The sequence below is a fragment of the Nocardioides proteolyticus genome, assembly GCF_051280635.3.
Lineage (GTDB): Bacteria > Actinomycetota > Actinomycetes > Propionibacteriales > Nocardioidaceae > Nocardioides.
Genome location: NZ_JBNBPO030000008.1, coordinates 33135 through 53367, shown reverse-complemented (window position 1 = coordinate 53367; position 20233 = coordinate 33135). Strand labels below are relative to the sequence as shown.

The window sequence follows — 20233 nt, the reverse complement described above, 5'->3', positions numbered from 1 at the left end:
CGCCCGAACCAGACCCAGAGAAGAGAACGGCATGACCATCGAAGCCTCCCCCACGCTGAGCCACCTCGCGCCCGAGACGGCGAGCTACCTCGGCCGCACCTTCTTCGGACACGTCGTGGACGGCGCCGTCGTCGAGTCCACCGACGGTCGCACGATGCCGGTCGTGGACCCCTCCACCGGGCTGGAGGTCGCCACCGCCGCCCGCGGCTCGCAGGCAGACGTCGACCGGGTCGTGGCCAGTGCCCGCCGGGCGTTCGACGACGGCCGCTGGCGCAACCTGGCTCCGCTGGAGAAGGAGCAGCGGCTCCACCGGTTCGCCCAGCTGATCGACCGCGACCGCACCGTCTTCGGCGACCTGGACGCCGTGGACGCCGGGCTGCTGCGGTCCTACACGAAGTTCCTGGAGGACTTCGGCGTCAACGCGACGGCGTACTTCGCCGGGTGGCCCTCGAAGATCCTCGGCTCCATCCCGCCGGTGCCCCCGGGCCTGACCGCCCAGCACCGCCGCGTCCCGCGCGGGGTCGTCGCCCTGATCGTCCCGTGGAACGGCCCGACCGCGGTGGTGGCCTTCGCCGCCGCGATCATGGCTGCCGGCAACTCCGTGGTGCTCAAGGCCGCGGAGAACACCCCGATGAGCGCCGTGCTCATGGCCGAGCTCGCCGTCGAGGCGGGCATCCCGCCGGGCGTCTTCAACGTCCTGCAGGGCACCGGGGCCGAGGTCGGCGAGGCGCTCGTGACCCATCCGGGCACCGACTACGTCATGTTCACCGGCTCGGCGGCGACCGGGCGGGCCATCCAGCAGGCGGCCGCGACCACGCTCACGCCGGTGTCGCTGGAGCTCGGCGGCAAGAGCCCGTTCATCGTGTTCGACGACGTCGAGATCGCCGCGACCGCGGCCGCTGCGACGGCCGCCGTGTGGAGCGGCCAGGGCCAGGTCTGCACGGCGGGGTCCCGGGTCCTGGTCCAGCGCTCGATCCACGACCGCTTCGTCGAGGCGATGGTGGAGGCCAGCGGCTCGGTGAAGGTCGGCAACGCCTTCGACCCGACCTCGACCCTCGGCCCGCTGGTCTCCCGCCAGCAGCTCGAGCGGGTGGCGTCGTACGTCGGCATCGGCAAGGAGGAGGGCGTCGACGTGGCCCTCGACGGCGGGCTCACCGGCGACGGCGGGTTCTTCCACGAGCCGGTCATCTTCACCAACGTCCGCAACGACATGCGGATCGCGCAGGAGGAGATCTTCGGCCCCGTGATGTCGGTGATCCCCTTCGACGACGAGGCGGAGGCGCTGCGGATCGCCAACGACGTGGAGTACGGCCTGGCCGCCGGCGTCTTCACCAACGACCTGCGCCGCAGCCAGCGGATGGTCGACGGCCTGGACGTCGGCACGGTCTGGGTGAACACCTACCAGGCCGGGTACCCGACGGTCTCCTACGGCGGCGTCAAGCAGTCCGGCTACGGCCGGACGCTCGGCGAGGAGATGATCCACGAGCTCACCCACGTCAAGAGCGTCTGGATCGGGGCATGACGGCGCCGCTGCTCGACGGCAAGGTCGCCCTGGTCACCGGCGCCACCCGGGGCCTGGGTCGCGCCATCGCGCAGGGCCTCGCCGAGGCCGGCGCCTGCGTGGCGGTGTCCAGCCGCAAGGCCGACGCGTGCGAGGCCGTCGCCCGCCAGATCGCGGAGTCCACCGGCTCGCGCACGATGGCCCTGCCCCTCCACGTCGGCCAGTGGGACGCCATCGGACCGGCCGTGGACGCGGTCGAGCGGGAGCTCGGACCCCTGGCGATCGTCGTCAACAACGCCGGCATCGCGCCGCTGTCCCCCTCGCTGGAGGAGCAGTCGGAGGGCCTGTTCGACAAGACCCTGGAGGTCAACCTCAAGGGACCCTTCCGGCTGATGGCGGTGGCGGGCGCGCGCATGGCCGCCCACGGCACCGGGTCGATCGTCAACATCTCCAGCATCGGCGCGGTGCGGCCGAGCGCGACGGAGGCGACGTACTCCGCCGCGAAGGCGGGCCTGAACGCGCTGACCCAGGCGTTCGCGCAGGAGTACGCACCGGCGGTGCGGGTCAACTGCGTCATGCCGGGCGCCTTCGCGACCGACATGGCCGAGAGCTGGGACGAGCAGTTCGTCGCCAAGGTCGTCGAGGGCCTTCCCGCCGACCGCCTCGGCCGGCCCGAGGAGCTCGTGGGCATGGTCCTCCACCTCGCCAGCGACGCCAGCAGCTACACGACCGGCGCGGTGATCCCGGTCGACGGCGGCCGGCTCGCGGTCTACTGAACGGCAGGAGCAGCGTGGTGAAGGACCGGATCGTGATTATCGACGGGGCGAGGACGCCCGTGGGGAGCTTCGGCGGTCAGTTCAAGGACGTGCCCGCCCATGAGCTCGGGGCGACGGCGGTGGCCGCAGCCCTGACGCGGTCGGGCGTCGGGCTCGCCGAGCCCGGCGAGGTGGTGATGGGCTGCATCGGCCAGGTCGGTGCCGACGCCTACAACGCCCGACGCGTCGCCATCCGGGCCGGCATCCCGGACTCGGTCCCGGCGTTCACGGTCAACCGGCTCTGCGGCAGCGGCCTGCAGGCCGTGTGGTCGGCCGCGCAGCAGATGCGCGACAACGGCCTCGGGATAACCGTCGCTGGCGGCGACGAGTCGATGAGCCGCATGCCATTCTACGACTTCTCCGCCAGGTCGGCGGCGAAGCTGGGGGACCGGGTCCTCGTCGACGGCACGGTGGCGATGCTCACCGACCCGTTCGGCGGCACGCACATGGGCGTGACCGCTGACGCTGTGGCGCGGAAGTACGCCGTCTCGCGGGAGGAGCAGGACCGCTTCGCCCTGCGGTCGCAGCGCCTCGCTGCATCCGATGCCTCGCGGACCGCCTTCGCCGAGGAGATCACCCCGGTCGCCGTGGCTGGACGGGGCGGGACGACACTGGTCGCCAACGACCAGCATCCCCGCCCCCAGACGACGTTCGAGGCTCTGGCCGCGCTGCGACCGGCCTTCTCGACCGGCGGCACGGTCACGGCTGGCAACGCCTCGGGCATTAACGACGGCGCCGCGGCGCTGGTCTTGGCCACCGAGGACATCGCGCGCGACCGCGGGCACACCGGGCTCGTAGCGCTGGAGGCGGTGGCCACCGCAGCCATGGAGCCCGCGCTGATGGGCTACGCGCCGGTGCTGGCGCTGCAGAAGCTCTTCGACCGCACGTCCCTCACGCCGGCCGACCTCGACGTCGTCGAGGTCAACGAGGCCTTCGCGTCCCAGGCAGTGGCCGTGGTGCGCGACGCCAAGCTCGATCCCGAGCGAGTGAACCCGCTCGGCGGTGCCATCGCCCTCGGCCACCCGGTGGGCGCGACGGGGGCTATCCTCACGCTGCGGGTGGTGAAGCACCTGCGCCGCACGGGAGGCGAGCTCGGCGTCGTCACGATGTGCATCGGCGGAGGGCAGGCCCTCGCCGCCCTGTTCCGCCGTCTGGACTGAACCGCCGTGACCGGGGCGGTCGCCGGGCCCACGGGTGGTGCCGAGCCCTCCGGAGTCCGGCGGTCGTCGACCAAGCCGGCGGTCCTCGTGTGGGGAGTGGCGCTGGCGGCGTACGCCGTGGGCGTCTTCCACCGGTCCTCGCTCGCGGTCGCGGGCCTCGAGGCAGCCGACCGCTTCGGCCTCGACGCGGCCCGGCTCTCGTGGTTCGTCGTCCTGCAGCTGCTGGTCTATGCCGTCACGCAGGTCCCGGTCGGACTTCTCGTCGATCGCCACGGAGCACGTCGTGTGCTCATCTTCGGCACCCTGTCGATGAGCGTGGGCCAGGCAGTGTTCGCGGTGGCCGGGTCCTACGAGCTGGCACTTGTCGGGCGGGCGCTGGTCGGCGTGGGCGATGGCGTCGTCTTCGTCTGCGTACTGCGGCTCGTCCTTGCCTGGTTCCCCCCGCGGCGGGTGCCGTTGATGACTCAGCTGACCGGGCCGGTCGGGCAGATCGGAGCCATCCTCGCCGCGGGACCTGCGGTGTGGACGCTCGGCGCCTTCGGGTGGGAGCGGTTCTACCTCGGGTCCGCCGCCTTCGGGCTGCTCGTCGTTGCCGTCCTCCTCCTCCTGGTCGATGACGAGCCCGGGATCCGACGTCGACCGGGCGCCGCGCTGTCCTGGACGACCGCCCGCGCAGGGGTCGCCCTCGCGTGGGCGAACCCCGGGGCGCGACTCGGGTTCTGGGTCCACTTCACCCACCACTTCAGCGCGTCGATGGTCGGTCTGTTGTGGGGATTCCCCTTCTTCGTCGTCGGTCAGGGGACGACCGAGGCGCAGGCGGGGGCGCTCCTCAGCCTCCTCCTGGCGACCATCGTCGTCGCGGGTCCGGCCACGGGGTGGTGGATCGCACGACGCCCCGCGCTGACCCTCCGGCACGTGGTGGTGTCGACGGCCGCGGTGGCCATCGCGTGGACCGTGGTCCTGGCCTGGCCCGGGGGTGCACCCCTCTGGGTGCTCGCCGCGCTGGTCCTGGCCATCGGCGCCACGGGGCCAGCAGCGCTGATCGGGTTCGAGTTCGGCCGGGTCGGGACGCCGACGGACCGCCTCGGCATCACCAATGCGATCGTCAACCAGGGCGGGTTCCTTGCCAGTCTCGGCATCATCGTCGTGGTCGGTCTGCTGCTCGACGCGACCGACCGGTCGGCACCGTCATCCTGGACCCTCGCGATGTGTGCGCAGTACCCCCTCTGGGCCCTCGGCCTCTTCCAGATGTACCGACACCGGCGCACCCCGGCGCCGGAACGCGCTCGATCCCTGTCCATCGATCCCCAGGAAGGGGGCCGGCCGTGCCCTACGACGACCTCGCGCTGACCGTGAACGACGGCGTCGCCCGCATCGTGTTGCAGCGACCTGCCGTCCGCAACGCGCTGCGCTGGCAGACGTACGAGGAGCTCGTGGACGCGCTCCGCGCCGTCGCCGGGGACGACACTGTGCGTGCGTTGCTGCTCACCGGGACGGGGAAGGGATTTTGTTCCGGCGACGACTTCTCTGACGTCTTTGGGTCCGAGTCGACCGAGGAGTGGCAGCAACGTCGGCGCCTGGATCGGCTGCGAACCAGCGGCCTGAACGCTGTGGTCGAGTCGTTCATGGCCATCGAGGTCCCAGCGGTCGCGGCGGTCAACGGTGCGGCGGTCGGAATGGGCTTGGATCTCGCGCTCATGTGCGATATCCGGATCGCGAGCGTGGACGCGACCTTCGGTTCCTTCTTCGTGCGCCGCGGTATCGTCGGGACAGTCGGCGGAACATATCTGCTCCCCAGGATCATCGGGTTGTCGGCAGCCATGGAGATGCTGCTGACCGGGGACGTGGTCGATGCCCGCAGGGCGGCCGATCTCGGGCTCGTCTCGGATGTCGTTCCGGCGGAGCAGCTCGAGGCTCGGGCGGACGAGTTATTGGTCCGGCTGGCCGGTGGTCCCCCTTTGGCCCAGCGCGCAATTAAGCGGATCGTCCGTAAGGGTCTCGAGGTTGACTGGCGTACGCTCGATGAGTACTCAGACGCAGTCACGGACGTCCTTTGGGAGACGGAAGACCATCGCGAGGGCGTGCGTTCCTTTCTCGCTCGGCGGGCGCCGCGGTTCGTGGGCCGGTAGCCATTCCCGTTCTGGATCACGAGCGCCACGAGTAGAGGTCGCGCCCCGACTTCCGCCGCTTCCGCGTGCTGCAATCCGTCCGCAGAAGTCGAGAAGTGCACGATGTGCACAACTTCAAGCAGCCAGGGTGGCTTCTCTGGGCAGTGAGTACAACCGTGCCCGCTCTCGGAATCGACGGCTCCCGTCGATGCGAAGGTCGATGCCGCCGGAGTAGTCCGGTCGAACTGGGTCTGCTGCACGGGCTGGTGTCAGCCGGTCTGAACCCCGAGGCCTCGATCAGGCGCTCAGCAACGTCGCCCCACGCGCCACCGACTACGGTGTTCTTGCCGGTCTCGCGCCGGATCAACTGAACAAACGGCTGGTGCACCCCTGGGGCGCACGGAACCGAGGAAACGGGAGGCAACCGCAGCCAACCGGAGTCCGGTTTCACGCTCAGGACGCTCGTTCGGGCGTGATCGAACGCAGGGCTCTCGCGGTTCAACTCCCCCCTCGCGCACGTGAGTGGCTGGCCCCGGGTCCTCGGACCCGGGGCCTCGTCCATCTCGGGTTGTAGGGGTTATAGGCCAGAAGGTGTGTCTGGTCTCGGGCGTGTCATGAGCGTCGAAGCCTGACCCGCTTGGGAGCCCACGTCGGATGGGCCCGCCTCATCTCGGCGATCGCGACCTCCACGTGCGCCGGCATCTGATGCGGACACGACCGGGGTCGGTGCGACCGGTCACCCAGATTCTCGATCCCGCCGGCCTCGTACTTGGCCAGCCAGGCATGCATCGTTTGACGCGACACCCCGAACCGGGCCGCGACCTCTGTCATCGTCTCACCGTCGCTGATCACCGCCAGCACGGCCTGGTACCGCTGTTCAGCCACACTCATCTCCCGCATGGACGGGAGTGTCAAGACTCAACCGAAGTCGGTGTCGACCATCAACCGAAAACGGGTAAAGCCTCAACCGAGGGCGATCTGGGCACGTCACAGCCCTGCCGGAACGTCGAGAACGTGGGCCCTGGTGCGGGGATCGTTGTCGGCCCGGTCCGGGTCCTCAAGACTCTCGACTGGGCATGGGCGCTGCCCCGCACATCGCCGTCCCGGAGTCCGTGCACGAGCGCCACGGTGCACCCACCGAGTGTCGACCCGTCGCGACCGATCAACGAGAATGCCCAGCCGCCCGGTGGCCCTGGCGCGGCCGCGCCGTGGAAGCACCGCTCAGCAGGTCTCCAGGGTGCGCCTGGCGAGGGTCGCGACGCCCAACATCGGCAAGCCCATCAGCATGACGACCAGGGCCCAGAACGCGAGCGTGCCGCCACCAGAGAGCAGCAACATCGCTACGCCGGTCCCCGGGATCAGAGTCGCCGCCGCGAGGCCGAGCCACGCCGTGGACCTGGCGATGCCCCGTCCCGCGGCGGACCAGCGGTTCCCGACCCCGGTCGCCAGAACCGCGATGAGCGCGCCGAGCAGGCACAGTGCGCCCCCGCACTCGATGGCGATGTCGAGGGCGCGGTAGACCGCGCCCGTCGCGGCCTCCCGATGAGCGCCTCCACCCAGCCCGAGCCCGGCGTCCCATAGAAACGCCTGCGGCCCGAGGGCGAGGAGCAGCATGAGCGAGGTACGTCTCGAGGCGGCCATCGCGAGCGTTGTACGCAGGTGGGGAACGACCTCCTCCACCGTCCCGAAGTCCGCGACCGCTAGTGCTCCGGCCTCGAGGTCGTCGTACCCGGCACGGCGGTACGCCTCGGTGGCATCCTCAAGGTGGTCAGCAATCTCCCGAAGGAGGTCTCGGCGGAGGCGCCGCGGCCCGAGCAGCTGGGGGCGCAGCCGCTCGAGGTAGCTGGCCACCGGTCCAGGCTGGTGGACGGTCGGTGTGGGCACGATCGCAGCCTCACTCGCCGCGACCGCGGACGCCATCGGAGATGGCCCCGGTCCCGTGAGCGCGGTGGATCTCGACGAAGGGTGCTCACGTCGGGTCAAGAACACCACCGATGACCCGGGAGAATGCCGTCCACTCCTTGCGACGTGCCGCGAGCTCGCGCCGACCAGAGGCGGTGAGTCGGTAGGTGCGCCGCTTGCGGCCGCCGACCTCGGACCACTTGCTGGCCAAATAGCCTGCGGCCTCCAGTCGTCGCAGGGCGGGATAGACGGTGCCAGTCGGTAGATCGAGCTCCCCACCGCTGCGCGCTTGAAGCGCCTCGATCACCGCGTACCCGTGTCGGGGCTCGGTCTCAAGAACGGACAGGATCATCCCGTCCAGGTGTCCACGCACCCCGTCGGCCCTCACGTAGACAATCTACATGTGACCTGCCTACAGTCGATAAGTAGGGAACCTACATCTCGGCTAGCCACCTATCGACCGGAGGTGCACGATGACGCTGACCGCCCACACAGGGACGTATCCGGCCGGCACCGCGGAGGGTGCGGTTGGCCACCTGGTCCGAGCGGCATCCCTCGTTGGCGATGGTGGCTGTGGGGCTCACGGCCCTATTGCTAGCGCTCGGGCGACGCACCGGTGGCAGGGCAGCCACCATCCGGGAACGCCTGGCAGCCACGGGTGGTTTCATCATTGCCGCGGCGGCGAGCATGGTCATGGTCTTCGGGTTGTTCGTGCTCTTGCCGAGCCGGGTGTTACAGCAGTTCGCCCTCGGATTGGCCGCGGTGATCCTCATCGACGCCGTGGTGATCCGATGCCTGGGCGCCCCACTGTGCTGCACCTGCCGCAGCTGCTGGGACATCCGGCGTCGCGGGCGCCACGTCGGCTCGAGCGGACGGCACCACGATGGGCCGTGAACTGATGGAGGTGGCACGCACCGTGAGATCCCTGCCCTGGCCGCTGGTCGTCGCGCTCGGCGCGTTCGCGTTGGTGCGTCCACTGCTCAGCATCACCGGACTGGCCGACGACTGGGGGCGCCCCGCCACGCCGCTCGTCGCGACGGCCGTGATCACGCTGGTGTGGGTTTTAGCAGTGGTGGTGACCCGGCAGACGCGGCCCGTGGCCACGCTCCTGGCAGCGGGACTTGTCTACGCGGCGCTCTCCGTCACCCTCAGCGCGATACTGTCGCCCATCCTCGAAGGCGAGCTGCAAGGGCCACTCACCAACCCGTTCGCGGTGATCTCGGTGGCGGTGGTCAACGTGGCATGGGGTGCCGTCGCCGGCGTCGTCGCCCTGCCCTTCACCCGACGCTCGCGGGACGAGGGAGCGACGCATTAGCAAACCTGAACGCGTGCTGTCCTGGTCCGTCGCTCTGCCGCTGGCGCTGTCGTGCGTAGGTCGTGTGCGTGGGTTTCGGTGATGGCCTTCCGTCTCGTCGACGGGCCGAAGGTCGCCGGCAGGCGGTGAACCATGAGATCGGCACGCCCGTCATCACCAGCGGTGGCGCTTCAGGCACAGCGGGGAGCGCCAGGCTCGACCGGGCACTCGTGACGTTGTGGGCGCAGGTCACGGCTGGACCGTCAGAAACCACCGTCAGCCCCGGCGAGCTCCTGGGCGACCATCACGAGGATGCCGCTGGGGCCACGCAGATAGGTGAGCTTGTAGAGGTCCTGGTACGTCGCGACGCCGCGCAGCGGGTGATAGCCGTGCCGGGCCGCGATCTCGACGGCCTCGTCGATGTCGTCCACCCGGAAGGCGACGCGGTGCATCCCGAGGTCGTTGGGCAGCGTCGGCGCGGTCTCGATCGCCTCGGGGTGGATGTACTCGAACAGCTCGAGGCAGGCGTTGCCGTCGGGCGTCTGGAGCACGGCGACCTTGGCGTGGTTGCCGTCGAGGCCGACCGCGGTGTCGGCCCATTCTCCCCTGACGGTGTCGCGGCCCAGGACGCTCAGCCCCAGGTCGACGAAGAAGGCGATCGCCTCGTCGAGGTCGCGGACAGCGATGCCGACGTTCTCGAATTGGATGGGCATGGGGTTCTCCTCGGGTGCTTCCTGGCTCCGCAGAGGGGTGCCTGCCCATTGTCGAGCGCGTGGCGCATCAGCACCACGCCGTTGTCGCACCCGGCGGTCTGCCGGGGCCGGACGGCGAGCGAGCCACGTAAGGTGGCGAAGAACCCTGCCCGCCACATCCGAGGAGCCGCACCTTGGCTGTCGCGCCTGATCCGGTCGAGATCTTCGACCGCGCCCGCGCCGAGGGGCGACGCCGCCTCGGGATGCCGCTGCTCGAGCAGGTCGCCACCGGCTTCATCGCCGGGGTCACCATCATCTTCGGCATCGTGGCGTTCGCGGTCGTGGTCGGCTACCTCGACGGCGCCGTGGGCGACCACGCCGCCGAGGTCGCCGGCGCGCTGGCGTTCTCGATCGGCATGGTGTTCCTGATCGTGGGCCGCAGCGAGCTCTTCAGCGAGAACTTCTTCGACCCGGTCGCCACGGCGATCGAGCAACGGGGCACCGCCGTGTGGGTCAGGCTGGTCCGGCTGTGGGCGACGATCCTGCTGCTCAACCTCGTGGGCGGGGCCGTCCTCGCCGCCGTGATGGTCGTCGACGGAGCGCTGCCGACCGGCTCGGCGGACGTGCTGGTGAAGGTCGCCGAGGACGTCGCCGGCAAGGGGTGGGAGGCCACGCTGGCGCGGGCCGTGCTGGCCGGCGCGCTGGTGACCCTGCTGTCGTACATGCTCAAGGCCGTCGACACCGTCAGCGCGCGCATCCTGGTGACCATGATGGTCGGGTTCTTCCTCGCCCTCGGACCGTTCGACCACGCGGCGGTCTCGGCCCTCCACCTGATCTTCGGCGTCTGGCTGGGTGGCGCAGTCGGGTATCTCGACGTGCTGGCGAACCTCGGCCTCGCAACCGCCGGCAACCTCGTCGGCGGCCTGTTCCTGATCACCTTCACCCACACCGCCCAGGCCAAGAAGGCGTCGTGACGGGCGGCGGCGCCGCGCCCTTCCCGGAGGGCCTGCTCGCGCATCGGCTGCCGCTCCTGGGTCGGATGGCTGCCGACCTGCGCCGGTACGGCGCCCTGCGGCGCAGCACCGCGGCTTGGATGTACGCCGCCTACGTCGCGCACGTCGCAGCGACCGTGGCCGCGGCGCGTCGGCCCTCGACGCTCCCCGTTCCGGATCCGGTTGCCCGGCGGGCCGGGTGGTTGGCGATGGCCTCCGGAGCTGCGCTGTGGGCGGCGGGCGTACGCCGGTTCGACGGCGCCGCGGCGGTCAGCGGGACCGCGGACCAACCGCTGCTGACGACGGGGATCTACGCCTACAGCCGCAATCCCCAGTACGTCGGCTACGTCGCGGTCCATGGCGGGCTGGCGGTGGCATGCCGCAGCGGCCTCGCGCTGGGACTGACCGGCGTCCTGGCCGCCACCTACCGGGCGTGGGTGCCGGTCGAGGAGCAGCACCTGTCCCGTACGGTCGGCGCCCCCTATGCGGCGTACCGGCGGCGAACCCACCGCTGGTGGGGACGCGCAGGGAGCGCCCGGTCGTGAGGTCGGCGGCAGGCGACGCGGCTTGACCGGGTGAGAACCGGCGGAGAGGCGGACGCACGGCGAGTCGGTCGGTCGTCGGCGGCGTCGAGGTGGATGGTGGGAGGGGTCCTTGCTGCATACCTGCCCGGCGCTGGCCGTCGGCGACGACGAAGGGACTGGTCGGATGAGTGAGCGGTTGAGCACCGCGGACATCGACGACATCGGCGTCGCGCAGAAGGAGTGGGTCGCGGTCCGGGCCGGCTGGGTCCTCGTCGCCCTGTTCGTCCTCGCCGCGGCCGTCGGGGCCTTCGGCATCGGTCCGGTCAGCCAGACCACGGCAACCGCCACGGACGGCTCGGTCCAGGTCCAGTACGAGCGGTTCATCCGCAACGTCGGCACGGCCACGATGACGGTCTCGATGGGCCCGGCGTCCGTCGAGGCAGCCAAGGCCACCCTCTACATCTCCCGTGAGCTTGCCGAGGGGTGGCGGATCCAGAGCGTCTCCCCGGCACCGAGCACCGAGAGCAGCAGCGACGACTGGTTGATCTACGAGTTCGACGTACTGGGCGAGACGCCGCCTGAGATCGAGTTCCTGTACCGCGGCGACGGCCTCGGGGTGCACGAAGGTCTCGTCCGCGCCGGCACCGGCGAGCCCGCTGCTGTGCACCAGTGGATCTACCCCTGACCGAAAGGGCACCTGACATGGACGCTGTGCTGCGTGGACTGGCCGTCTACCTGGTCCTGTGGCTGCTGTTCCGCCTCCTGGGCAAGCGGACGCTGAGCCAGATCACCACGTTCGACTTCGTCCTGCTCCTGGTGGTCGGCGAGGCAACCCAGCAGGCTCTGCTCGGCGAGGACTTCTCGCTGACCAACGCTGCGATCGTCATCGCGACGATCATGGGCCTGGACCGGGTGGCGGACTACATCGGCTACCGGTTCCCGCGGTTCGACCGGGTCCTGGAGGGCGCCTCCGTGCTGCTCGTCGACGACGGCAGGATGCTGGACGACCGGATGGCGAAGTGTCATGTCGACGAGGAGGAGATCCTGGCATCGGCGCGTAGCGCACACGGGCTGGACTCGATGGACCAGGTGAAGTACGCCGTGCTGGAGAAGAACGGCGGCATCAGCATCGTCCCGCGCGGCTGACCCGGCTGCGCATCGGGTGCCGGCCGGGTGCCGGTTCAGTGCGGCTAGGACTCGTTCCCCGGCTCGTTCCGGCGGGCCTCGAACGTCTTGTGGCCGTTCGGGCACTCGGGGATCGTGTCTCCCTCGGTGACGTGCACCTTCTGGTCGCACGAGGCACAGTAGAAGTCGCCGGTCTTCTGAGCCTTCTCGCCTGCTTTGGCTGCCATGGAGCACCTCCTCGGTGTGGTGGAGCTGACGCTTCGGCGGTACCCGAGGATGCGGGAGCCAAGCGGAAGCCGGAGGTCGCAAACCGTGCGGCCGCCCCGTGACCAGTCGGAAAGGAGGCAGCCATGGAGATCGCTCTGCTCGTCGCGGTCGGACTCGCGGTCGGCGTGGGAGTCGCCGCCGGTCGCCGCCGCCGGTAGCCGGTGGTCCCCGCGCTGGCGAGGCGTGCGTCAGTTCCGGCTCGTACCGGGACCGTCAGCCCACGCCGCCTCGATGCGTCGGGCCGCTCGGTGCAGGTCCGCACGCACGGCGGTGGGGGCGAGCAACCGGAGCACGCCAGCCGGCGCCCGCCAAGCACCCCTGCCCGCGAGGCTGAGGTCCACACCGACGTCGGTGGCGGCCGGATCGGCCGCGACGGGATGCACGGTCAGGGTCAGCGATGCGGTGAGGCCGCGCCAGCGGCCCACCTCGCTCCAGACGCCGGGGACCGACGGTTTCGCCGACGGCGGCGACATCGCGGTGATCTCGAGCGTGGGACGGGCGCCGATCGTCGTACGGTCCACCCATCGCGTGCCGAGCCGCGTCGGCCCGGTCGTCAGCATCTGGACCGCCCGCAGGCTCGACTGCCACTGCGGTCGGTTGCGCGGCTCGGCGAGATAGTCGAACGCGACCTGCGGCGGTGCCGCTATCCGAAGGAGGTGCCGACTCACCTTTCCAGTGTGTCCGACGGCGGTCGCACGAGGTCAGCCCTCGGTGAGTACGGCGCCCTACCCGGCGACAGCAGCATCGCGGGCCGCACCGCGGGACCGACCCGCACGGCCCGTGCCCCGGACCGCCACCGCCGTGGGCACGCAGGCGGCCGCCGCGAGGATCAGTGACGTCGGCACCAGCGCCTCGTGATCGGCCAGGCGCAGCGCGAGGCCGCCGAGGAACCCGCCGGCAGCGACGCCCACGTTGAACGCCAGCGAGTGCAGAGCCAGAGCCATCGTCATGCTCACCGGGGAGTTGTCGAAGAGCAGGTGCTGACAGGCCAACGGCACCACCAGCGCCGACGCGCCCACCAGCGCCGCACCGACCGTCAACGCGCCGAGCCCGTGACCCGCGAGCCACCACGTCCCCAACCCCGTGAGCAGCAGCGCGAGACCCGCGGCCAGGGAGGCACCGCGCCATCGATCCAGCCACCGCCCCGCGAGGAAGGCCGCGGTCGTGCCGGCCACGCCGAACACCGCGAGCAGCAGGGTCAGGTCGCCGGTGTCGAGGGGTGCCGGCTCGCTCCGCATCAACGGCAGGTAGGTCATCGTCGCGAACAGCCCGGCGACGGTCGTCGCGACGGTGAGCAGGGTCGCCACGAAGCCCGCCGCGTGCGGGTGGTCGGCCCGCCCGGCGGCCTCGGTGCGGGCCTGCCCCGGATGCGCCGACATGGCGAGCCACAGCCCGGCAGCGAGGACCGCGCCCAGCACGGCGGCGGCGGCGAACGGCGTCCACCAACCGAGCTCCCCGCCGACGTACGTCGCGCCCGGGACCCCGGCGATCGCGGCCGTCGACGCGCCGACGGCCAGCACGGACAGCACGCGTCCGCGAAGCCTGGCCGGAAACTGGGCGACGGCGATCGGCGCCATCAGCGACCAGAGCAGGCCGTGTGCGGCAGCGGTGACGAAGCGGCTGCCGAAGGCGACCGCGGGCGTCGCGCTGACCACGAACACGCACGAGGCCACAGCGAGGACCGACATCAACCCCACGGTCAGCGGCCGCCGGGGCACGCGCCGGGTGAGCCGGACCAGCGGCACCGTGGCGAGCGCGATCACCGCCGCGTACCCCGACACCAGCGCCCCACCCTGCTGGTCGCTCAGGCCGAGGCCCGCGGTGATCTGGGGGAGCATGCCCAGCGGCGTCATCTCGACGGTGTTGAAGGTGAACGCGGCCACGGCGAGCGCGATGAGGACGACCGACGACCGGCCGTCGAGCAGCACCTCGCGGAGCCGGGGCTGAGCGGCCGGCTGCCCTGCGGCGCCGGGAGTGGCCGTCACCGTCCGCGACGGCGGTCGGTGACCTGACGGATCCCGGAGGCGACCAGCCCGGAGATCAGTCCGAGCACCATGCCGGTGAAAACACTGCTCACGCCCGCCGCCGTCCGCAGCAGCGCCTCCTCGGTGTCCTCGTCGAGCTCGCCGGCCAGAGCGCCGCCGAGCGTGGGGTCGCCGTCGGTGAAGACGGTGTCCCACATCAGGTTGTGGGTGAGGGCGAGTGCGCACCCGTAGAGCGTCCCGACGGTGACCAGGGTGAGGACCGGCGACGGCACCCGGGCCCGCAAGGCGACCAGCACCCACACGACCGGCGGGCCGAAGGTGAGGAGCGCCTGCACCAGCGGCCCGACCGGGGTGCCCAGGTCGTGCAGCACGATCCGGGGCACCGCCAGGGCGGCGAGGCCGACGACGAGCCACAGGGGAAGTCCCAAGGTACGGCGCGACGGTGGTCTGTCCATGCCTGCGACGCTAGGCGCGGCGGCTGCCGGGCACGTCCTCCTGCCGGCGCGGGTGACGTCGCTCGGCGGCGACAGCAGCGTCGCGCGAACGCCGTCCGGCGGTCGACCGACCGATCCCGGGGGCGTGGGTGCGGCCTGCTCACCGCGTCAGTCGGCGGTCGGGTCCACGAGGCCGGCGCGATGGGCCAGGATCACCAGCTGGGCCCGGTCCCTCGCACCGAGCTTGGCGAGCAGGCGGCTGACGTAGGTGCGCGCCGTCTCCGGGCTGAGGAAGAGGGCCCTGCCGATCTCCTCGTTCGTCAAACCGAGGCCGACGTGGGTGAGGATCTCCAGCTCGCGCTCGGTCAGCCCGGCGAGCTCCTCCTCCCGGCTCCTGCGGGTCGGCAGCCGAGCGATCCGGCTCATCATCTGCCGCAGCACGCTGGGGGCCATCTCGGCCCGCCCCTCGGCCGCGTTGCGGACGGCCCGGCGGAGGTCCTCGGCATCCAGGTCCTTGAGCAGGTAGCCGTTCGCCCCCGCCGCCAGCGCCTCGACCACGTCGTCCTCGTCGTCGAAGGTGGTGAGCACGAGGACGGGCGTCCGCTCGAGCAGGGGGTCGGCGCGGATCGCCCGGATGGCCGCGTGGCCGTCCATCTGGGGCATCTGCAGGTCCATGAGGAACACCGACGGGCGGAGCTCGCGCCCCAGGGCGAGTGCCTCGCGTCCGTTGCCGGCCTCGCCGACCACGTCGATGTCGTCCGCACCCTCGAGCAGGGCGCGCAGGCCCGCGCGCAGCAACGCCTGGTCGTCGACGAGGACCACCCTGATCACGGTGCCACCGCCATGGGGAGCCGGGCGCGGACGACCCAGCCGCCGCTGTCCGCCTCGACCCACAGGTCCCCACCCAGGTCGTGGACCCGCTCCTGCATCCCGCTGAGCCCGTGGCCCTGCTCGAGCGCGGGCGCGGCGTCGTTGCGGCCGTCGTCGGCGACCGACACCTCCAGCGTCCCCGGCGGCGCCTCGGCGATGCGGACCTGGATGGTCCGGCCCGTGGAGTGGCGCAGGACGTTGGTGATCGCCTCCTGCACCACACGGAACGCGGCCGCGTCGACCTCGGGCGACAGGGACACCGGGTCGACCTCCACCCGCACGTCGTACCCCGCCGACTCGGGCGCCCGGGTGAGCCGCGGCAGGTCCTGGACGCCCGGCGTGGTCTGCGCACCACCGCCGTCTCGCAGCACGCTGACCGTGCGGCGCAGGTGGGACAGCGCCTCGGACACGGCGGTGCGGGCCAGCGAGATCGACTCCTGCCGCTGGCTCGCGCCCGTCCGCTGGTCCGCGGCCAGGCCGGCGTGGAGGGCGGCCAGGGTCAGGGAGTGCCCGATGGAGTCGTGCAGGTCCCGGGCGAGCGAGAGCCGGTCCTCCCGACGCCGGGCGTCGGCGTCCATCACCTGCTGACGGTTCAGCAGCCGGGTCACCTGGTCCCGGCGGCGTCGCAGCTGGCGGCCGGTCCGCAGGCTGTGCCCGAGGGCGACCACCGCAGCCATCAGCGTCACGTGCGTGGCGAGCTCGTAGCCGAGGACGTAGGCCAGGTTCTGCTGGTCGACCACCCGGTAGGCCGTGGAGCCTCCGAGCGTGACGGCAGCGGCGACGAGGGCCGCGCGGGTGTGCCCGGACTCGGCGGCCGAGAACAGCGCGGCGGACACCGGGACCGCGACCCCGATCGAGGGGAAGCCGGCGACGTAGTAGCTGAAGAAGCCCACCACGGTCAGCACCAGCATCAGCACCGGGTGGCTGCGCCGGACCAGCATCAGCAGGCCCAGCCCGACGGCCCACAGGTAGGCCAGCGGGTCGACCGGTCCGGCGGCGCCCTGGTCGGAGGACACGATGACCGCCAGGACGGCGGTGACGGCGACGCAGAGCAGCAGGTCGATCCGCCGGGCGTTCAGGTCGGTCGCTGCCACGCCTCGCATGCTAGGTCGCGAACCGCGACGACGGGATCGCCCCGAGGCGACGGTCCACCGCGGCGACCGGCCGGAGCGCGTCGTACTCGGCGACGCCGCCAGGAGGCCCGAGCGTCGCCTCACGGCGACCACGTCCTCGCTCCGCGTGGCCTGTGCGGCGGCGGACGACTTCCTAGCGTCGGTCCGCGTCCCAGCACCCGAGCGGAGGAGGAGGCGATGGAGCGCCTTGCGCTGACGTGCCAGCGGCTGAGGTACGTCGTGGTCGCGGCCTGGCTGGCCGTCGTGGTCGGGCTGTCGGCGCTGTCCGCGGCGATCGGCGGTGACGTCAGCGACGACTACGACCTCCCCGGCTCCGAGAGCCACCGCGCGGCCGAGCTGATGGCCGAGGCCGGCTTCGACTTCCGGACCGGCACCCAGGGACAGCTGGTGTTCCGGATACCCGGATCCGCGGACACCGAACGGTTCCGAAGCCGGGTGGACGCGCTCGCCGAGGACGTGGCCCAGGAGATCCCCGAGGCCCACGTGGTCAGCCCGTTCACGCCGGAGGGGGCGCATCAGCTCTCGGCGGACGGGTCGATCGGCTACGTCTCGGTCGAGCTCCCGAGCATGCCCGCCGAGGAGCTGGCCGAGGTACAGGAGCAGCTGTCGGACATCCGCAGCGACCACGAGGAGCTCGCCTTCGAGGTGGGCGGCGTCGTGGTGGACGAGGGGAGCGAGTCGGGCCCACCGGCCGAGCTGATCGGCATCGTCGCCGCCGTGCTCGTGCTGCTGCTGGCCTTCGGCTCGGTCTTCGCCATGGCACTCCCCATCCTGGTGGGAATCGTCGGCGCCGGAAGTGGGGTGGCCGTCGTCGGCATCGCCGCCCGGTGGGTGGACATGCCGAGCTTCGCGGCACCGGTCGCGGCGATGATCGCGATCGGGGTCGGCATCGACTACGCGCTCCTCGTCGTCACCCGCTTCCGGGAGGCACTGACCTCCGGCGCGGGGGTGGTCGATGCCGTGGTGACCGCGCAGCGGACGGCCGGTCGCTCCGTCCTGTTCGCCGGCATCACCGTCGTCATCGCCTCCCTGGGCCTGGTGCTGATGGACCTCGAGCTGATCACCGGGGTGGCCCTCGGCATCGCCGGGGCGGTCCTGCTCACCATGCTCGCCGCCGTCACCCTGCTGCCGGCGCTGCTCTCGATCGTCGGCGGGCGCATCGACCGCCTCTCCGTGCATCGCCGGCATGGCGCGAGCCGGGAGGGCCTTGCTGCCCGCCGGTGGAGCCGGCAGATCCAGCGCCACCCGGCGCCGTGGGCGCTGGCCGCGGTGACCGTGCTCGTCGTGATGACCGTTCCGGTGCTCGACATGCGCCTCGGGTTCTCCGACGCGGGGACCCGCCCGGAGTCCGACACCGCCCGGCGCGCCTACGACCTGATGTCCGAGGGCTTCGGTGCCGGCTCGACCGGGCCGCTGGTGGCGGCGGTCGACCTGGATGCCGATGGCGACCCGGCCGTCGCCCAGCGAATCGCCGAGGCGCTCTCGGAGACCCCGGGGGTGGCGCGGGTGAGTCCGCCGCTGCTGAGCGACACCGCCGACGTGGCGCTGGTCGAGGTGGTCCCGACCACCAGCCCGCGCGCGGCGCAGACGACCGAGCTCGTGCACCACCTCCGCGAGGAGGTGGTCCCGGCCGCGGTCGCCGGCAGCGGCGCCGAGGTGGCGATCGGCGGCTCCACCGCTGCTACCGTCGACTTCGCCGACTACACCGCCGCACGGCTCCCCCTGTTCCTGGGCGTGGTGCTGGGCCTGGCCATGCTGCTGCTGATGGCCGTGTTCCGCGGCGTCGCGGTGGCGGTGAAGGCGGTCGTGGCCAACCTGCTGTCGATCGGAGCCGCGTTCGGTGCGACGGTGGCGGTGTTCCAGTGGGGCTGGGGGATCGACCTGCTCGACCTGGGCGCGAGCGCACCGATCGAGGCGTGGGCGCCGATGATGCTGATCGCGATCGTCTTCGGGCTCTCGATGGACTACGAGGTCTTCCTGCTGTCCCGGGTCAAGGAGGAGTACGACCGGTCCCGCGACAACGCCACCGCGGTGGCGGAGGGGCTGGCCCGGACGGCGCGGGTCATCACAGCCGCCGCTGCGATCATGGTCTGCGTGTTCGGAAGCTTCGTCCTCGGCCAGAGCCGCGAGCTCCAGCTGTTCGGGTTCGGGCTGGCGTTCGCCGTACTCGTCGACGCGACGCTCGTGCGGATGGTGCTGGTGCCGTCGCTGATGGAGCTCCTGGGGGAGCGCAACTGGTGGATGCCGCGGTGGCTCGACCGGCTGCTGCCCCGGGTGCACGTCGAGGGTCGTACGACGGCCGGGGCGAGCCGGTCGTGACCGGCGAGCCGCTCCGCGGGCGGGACCACGCCGTGACCGACGGCGCCGGCGGCACCGTCGTACGTCGCCGGCTCGCGGACGGCGAGGGGCTGGCCGTGGAGCAGGAGGCCGCGCTGCTCGCGCTGGTCGCGGAGATCTCCCCGGTCCCGGTGCCGCGGGTCGTCGAGGTCGTGGCGGCCACGCAGGTCCTGGTGATGGAGCGCCTGCCCGGCGCGCCGCTGCTCGGGTCCCTCCCGGACCTGCCGGTGCCGACCGCCCGGAGAGTCGGCGGACAGCTGGGCGACCTGGTCGCCGCGCTGGGCCGGGTGCGGCCCGAGCGGGTGGCGGCCATCGTCCCCGCCGAGCCGTCCTCCCTCGCGGAGCACCACGAGGACGCCCAACGCATCGCCGCCGCGGTGCGGCGCGAGCTCCCGCCGGCGTCGGTCGAGCCGGTGGATCGGTTCCTCGCCGCGCCCCTCCCGGCACCGGCTCGGACGCTGCGGCTGTGCCACAACGACCTGGGGGCCGAGCACGTCTTCGTGGGGTCGCCGGACTGCGAGGTGACCGGGGTCATCGACTGGTCCGACGCATCCCTCGGCGACCCCGCCCTGGATCTCGGCCTGGTCTGGCGCGACCTGGGCGATGCCGGCTTCGCTTCCGCGCTCGCCCGGATTCCGGCGGACGACGACGAGCGCGACGAGCTGGCCGCCCGGGCCCGCTTCTACGCCCAGGCGCGGGCGCTCGAGGACTTCGAGTTCGGCCTCGGAACCGGGCAGGACGCCTACCTGCACAACGCCGCCCGCGCAGTCGAGCGCCTGTTCTGAGGGCGGCCACGGGCGCACGAGGTCAGCCCTCGGCGAGCCCGGTCTCCTCGCCGGCGCCGGCCTCGGCGGCCAGGCCCTCACCGTCCGCCTGGGCGTCGAGCACCTCCTGGCCCTCCGCGATCTCGCGCCGCTCGTCCTCACGCTCCGCGGTCCGGCCGTCGTCCGTCCCGTTCCCGGCGCGGTCGTCGGGGCTGCCTCCGGCAGCGTCGGCAGCGTCGGCGTTGCCGTCGACGGTGGGCTGGGCGTCGTCCTGACTCATGCGTCCTCCTGGGTCGGCTGGGGTTCGCGCACGTGCCTGCGGTACCCACC

The 20233-nt window shown here is 71.9% G+C and carries 23 protein-coding genes and 1 pseudogene; 13 read left to right on the top strand and 11 right to left on the bottom strand.

What is annotated here, in order from left to right:
- The first annotated feature begins 31 nt into the window (after positions 1-31).
- From ACPOLA_RS06620 to ACPOLA_RS06600, 5 genes are read left to right on the top strand one after another with little or no spacing between them, the layout of a single operon-like run.
- On the top strand, positions 32-1522 hold the full coding sequence (locus tag ACPOLA_RS06620; RefSeq protein ID WP_435769618.1) for an aldehyde dehydrogenase family protein: 1491 nt from the start codon (positions 32-34) through the stop codon (positions 1520-1522).
- Positions 1519-2277: an SDR family NAD(P)-dependent oxidoreductase gene (locus ACPOLA_RS06615; RefSeq protein WP_435769617.1), complete on the top strand. Its 759-nt coding sequence runs from the start codon at positions 1519-1521 to the stop codon at positions 2275-2277. Before ACPOLA_RS06620 ends, ACPOLA_RS06615 begins: the two co-directional genes overlap by 4 nt.
- A gap of 17 nt (positions 2278-2294) precedes the next feature.
- Positions 2295-3476, top strand: a complete 1182-nt coding sequence (locus tag ACPOLA_RS06610; RefSeq protein WP_435769616.1) for a thiolase family protein — start codon at positions 2295-2297, stop codon at positions 3474-3476.
- Positions 3477-3482: 6 nt separating this feature from the next.
- Positions 3483-4826 (top strand): MFS transporter, encoded by a 1344-nt coding sequence (locus ACPOLA_RS06605; protein ID WP_435769615.1) that lies wholly within the window; start codon positions 3483-3485, stop codon positions 4824-4826.
- Positions 4802-5605, top strand: a complete 804-nt coding sequence (locus ACPOLA_RS06600; protein WP_435769614.1) for an enoyl-CoA hydratase/isomerase family protein — start codon at positions 4802-4804, stop codon at positions 5603-5605. The genes ACPOLA_RS06605 and ACPOLA_RS06600 overlap by 25 nt, the downstream gene beginning before the upstream one ends.
- Before the next feature lie 609 nt (positions 5606-6214).
- Here ACPOLA_RS06600 and ACPOLA_RS06595 read toward each other — a convergent pair.
- From ACPOLA_RS06595 to ACPOLA_RS06585, 3 genes and pseudogenes are all read right to left on the bottom strand, one after another.
- Positions 6215-6484, bottom strand: a pseudogene (locus ACPOLA_RS06595) (helix-turn-helix domain-containing protein); the annotation flags it as partial.
- 321 nt (positions 6485-6805) lie between these two features.
- Positions 6806-7435, bottom strand: a complete 630-nt coding sequence (locus ACPOLA_RS06590; protein ID WP_435769613.1) for a permease prefix domain 1-containing protein — start codon at positions 7433-7435, stop codon at positions 6806-6808.
- 118 nt (positions 7436-7553) lie between these two features.
- Complete coding sequence (locus ACPOLA_RS06585) at positions 7554-7874, bottom strand: PadR family transcriptional regulator (RefSeq protein ID WP_435769612.1); 321 nt, start codon at positions 7872-7874, stop codon at positions 7554-7556.
- A 140-nt stretch (positions 7875-8014) separates the two neighbouring features.
- Here ACPOLA_RS06585 and ACPOLA_RS06580 point away from each other — a divergent pair, with 140 nt between their 5' ends.
- Together ACPOLA_RS06580 and ACPOLA_RS06575 are read left to right on the top strand one after the other, a co-directional pair.
- Positions 8015-8380 (top strand): hypothetical protein, encoded by a 366-nt coding sequence (locus tag ACPOLA_RS06580; protein ID WP_435769611.1) that lies wholly within the window; start codon positions 8015-8017, stop codon positions 8378-8380.
- Between the two features lie 22 nt (positions 8381-8402).
- On the top strand, positions 8403-8801 hold the full coding sequence (locus tag ACPOLA_RS06575; protein ID WP_435769610.1) for a hypothetical protein: 399 nt from the start codon (positions 8403-8405) through the stop codon (positions 8799-8801).
- Between the two features lie 242 nt (positions 8802-9043).
- Here the strand turns inward: ACPOLA_RS06575 and ACPOLA_RS06570 are convergent, their stop codons facing one another.
- Positions 9044-9493: a VOC family protein gene (locus ACPOLA_RS06570; protein ID WP_435769609.1), complete on the bottom strand. Its 450-nt coding sequence runs from the start codon at positions 9491-9493 to the stop codon at positions 9044-9046.
- 173 nt (positions 9494-9666) lie between these two features.
- Between ACPOLA_RS06570 and ACPOLA_RS06565 the strand changes: the two genes are divergently transcribed.
- From ACPOLA_RS06565 to ACPOLA_RS06550, 4 genes are all read left to right on the top strand, one after another.
- Entirely contained in the window at positions 9667-10446 is a 780-nt protein-coding gene (locus ACPOLA_RS06565; protein ID WP_435769608.1) for a formate/nitrite transporter family protein, read from the top strand.
- The gene (locus ACPOLA_RS06560; RefSeq protein WP_435769607.1) at positions 10443-11009 is read left to right on the top strand and encodes a methyltransferase family protein; all 567 of its coding nucleotides are present in this window, start codon (positions 10443-10445) and stop codon (positions 11007-11009) included. The genes ACPOLA_RS06565 and ACPOLA_RS06560 overlap by 4 nt, the downstream gene beginning before the upstream one ends.
- A gap of 163 nt (positions 11010-11172) precedes the next feature.
- Complete coding sequence (locus ACPOLA_RS06555; protein WP_435769606.1) at positions 11173-11673, top strand: hypothetical protein; 501 nt, start codon at positions 11173-11175, stop codon at positions 11671-11673.
- Positions 11674-11690: 17 nt separating this feature from the next.
- Positions 11691-12134, top strand: a complete 444-nt coding sequence (locus ACPOLA_RS06550; protein ID WP_435769605.1) for a DUF421 domain-containing protein — start codon at positions 11691-11693, stop codon at positions 12132-12134.
- Positions 12135-12178: 44 nt separating this feature from the next.
- Here ACPOLA_RS06550 and ACPOLA_RS06545 read toward each other — a convergent pair whose 3' ends face one another.
- The 6 genes from ACPOLA_RS06545 to ACPOLA_RS06520 all read right to left on the bottom strand — a co-directional run bounded on the left by ACPOLA_RS06545 (position 12179) and on the right by ACPOLA_RS06520 (position 16763).
- Positions 12179-12340 carry a zinc ribbon-containing protein gene (locus ACPOLA_RS06545; protein WP_435769604.1) on the bottom strand — a complete coding sequence of 54 codons (162 nt, stop codon included), beginning with the start codon at positions 12338-12340 and terminating at the stop codon, positions 12179-12181.
- 228 nt (positions 12341-12568) lie between these two features.
- Positions 12569-13048 carry an SRPBCC family protein gene (locus ACPOLA_RS06540; protein ID WP_435769603.1) on the bottom strand — a complete coding sequence of 160 codons (480 nt, stop codon included), beginning with the start codon at positions 13046-13048 and terminating at the stop codon, positions 12569-12571.
- Positions 13049-13105: 57 nt separating this feature from the next.
- Positions 13106-14365: an MFS transporter gene (locus tag ACPOLA_RS06535; protein ID WP_435769602.1), complete on the bottom strand. Its 1260-nt coding sequence runs from the start codon at positions 14363-14365 to the stop codon at positions 13106-13108.
- A complete protein-coding gene (locus tag ACPOLA_RS06530) occupies positions 14362-14820 on the bottom strand; it encodes a hypothetical protein (protein WP_435769601.1) in 459 nt (152 codons plus the stop codon). Before ACPOLA_RS06530 ends, ACPOLA_RS06535 begins: the two co-directional genes overlap by 4 nt.
- Positions 14821-14967: 147 nt before the next feature.
- On the bottom strand, positions 14968-15630 hold the full coding sequence (locus ACPOLA_RS06525; protein WP_435769600.1) for a response regulator: 663 nt from the start codon (positions 15628-15630) through the stop codon (positions 14968-14970).
- Positions 15627-16763 carry a sensor histidine kinase gene (locus ACPOLA_RS06520; RefSeq protein ID WP_435769599.1) on the bottom strand — a complete coding sequence of 379 codons (1137 nt, stop codon included), beginning with the start codon at positions 16761-16763 and terminating at the stop codon, positions 15627-15629. The genes ACPOLA_RS06525 and ACPOLA_RS06520 overlap by 4 nt, the downstream gene beginning before the upstream one ends.
- Before the next feature lie 216 nt (positions 16764-16979).
- Between ACPOLA_RS06520 and ACPOLA_RS06515 the strand changes: the two genes are divergently transcribed.
- Both ACPOLA_RS06515 and ACPOLA_RS06510 read left to right on the top strand, forming a co-directional pair.
- Complete coding sequence (locus ACPOLA_RS06515; RefSeq protein WP_435769598.1) at positions 16980-19121, top strand: MMPL family transporter; 2142 nt, start codon at positions 16980-16982, stop codon at positions 19119-19121.
- On the top strand, positions 19118-19924 hold the full coding sequence (locus tag ACPOLA_RS06510) for a phosphotransferase family protein (RefSeq protein WP_435769597.1): 807 nt from the start codon (positions 19118-19120) through the stop codon (positions 19922-19924). The genes ACPOLA_RS06515 and ACPOLA_RS06510 overlap by 4 nt, the downstream gene beginning before the upstream one ends.
- A 22-nt stretch (positions 19925-19946) precedes the next feature.
- Here ACPOLA_RS06510 and ACPOLA_RS06505 read toward each other — a convergent pair whose 3' ends face one another.
- Positions 19947-20183, bottom strand: coding sequence for a hypothetical protein (locus tag ACPOLA_RS06505; RefSeq protein WP_435769596.1), 237 nt, complete (start codon positions 20181-20183; stop codon positions 19947-19949).
- Positions 20184-20233 lie beyond the last annotated feature (50 nt).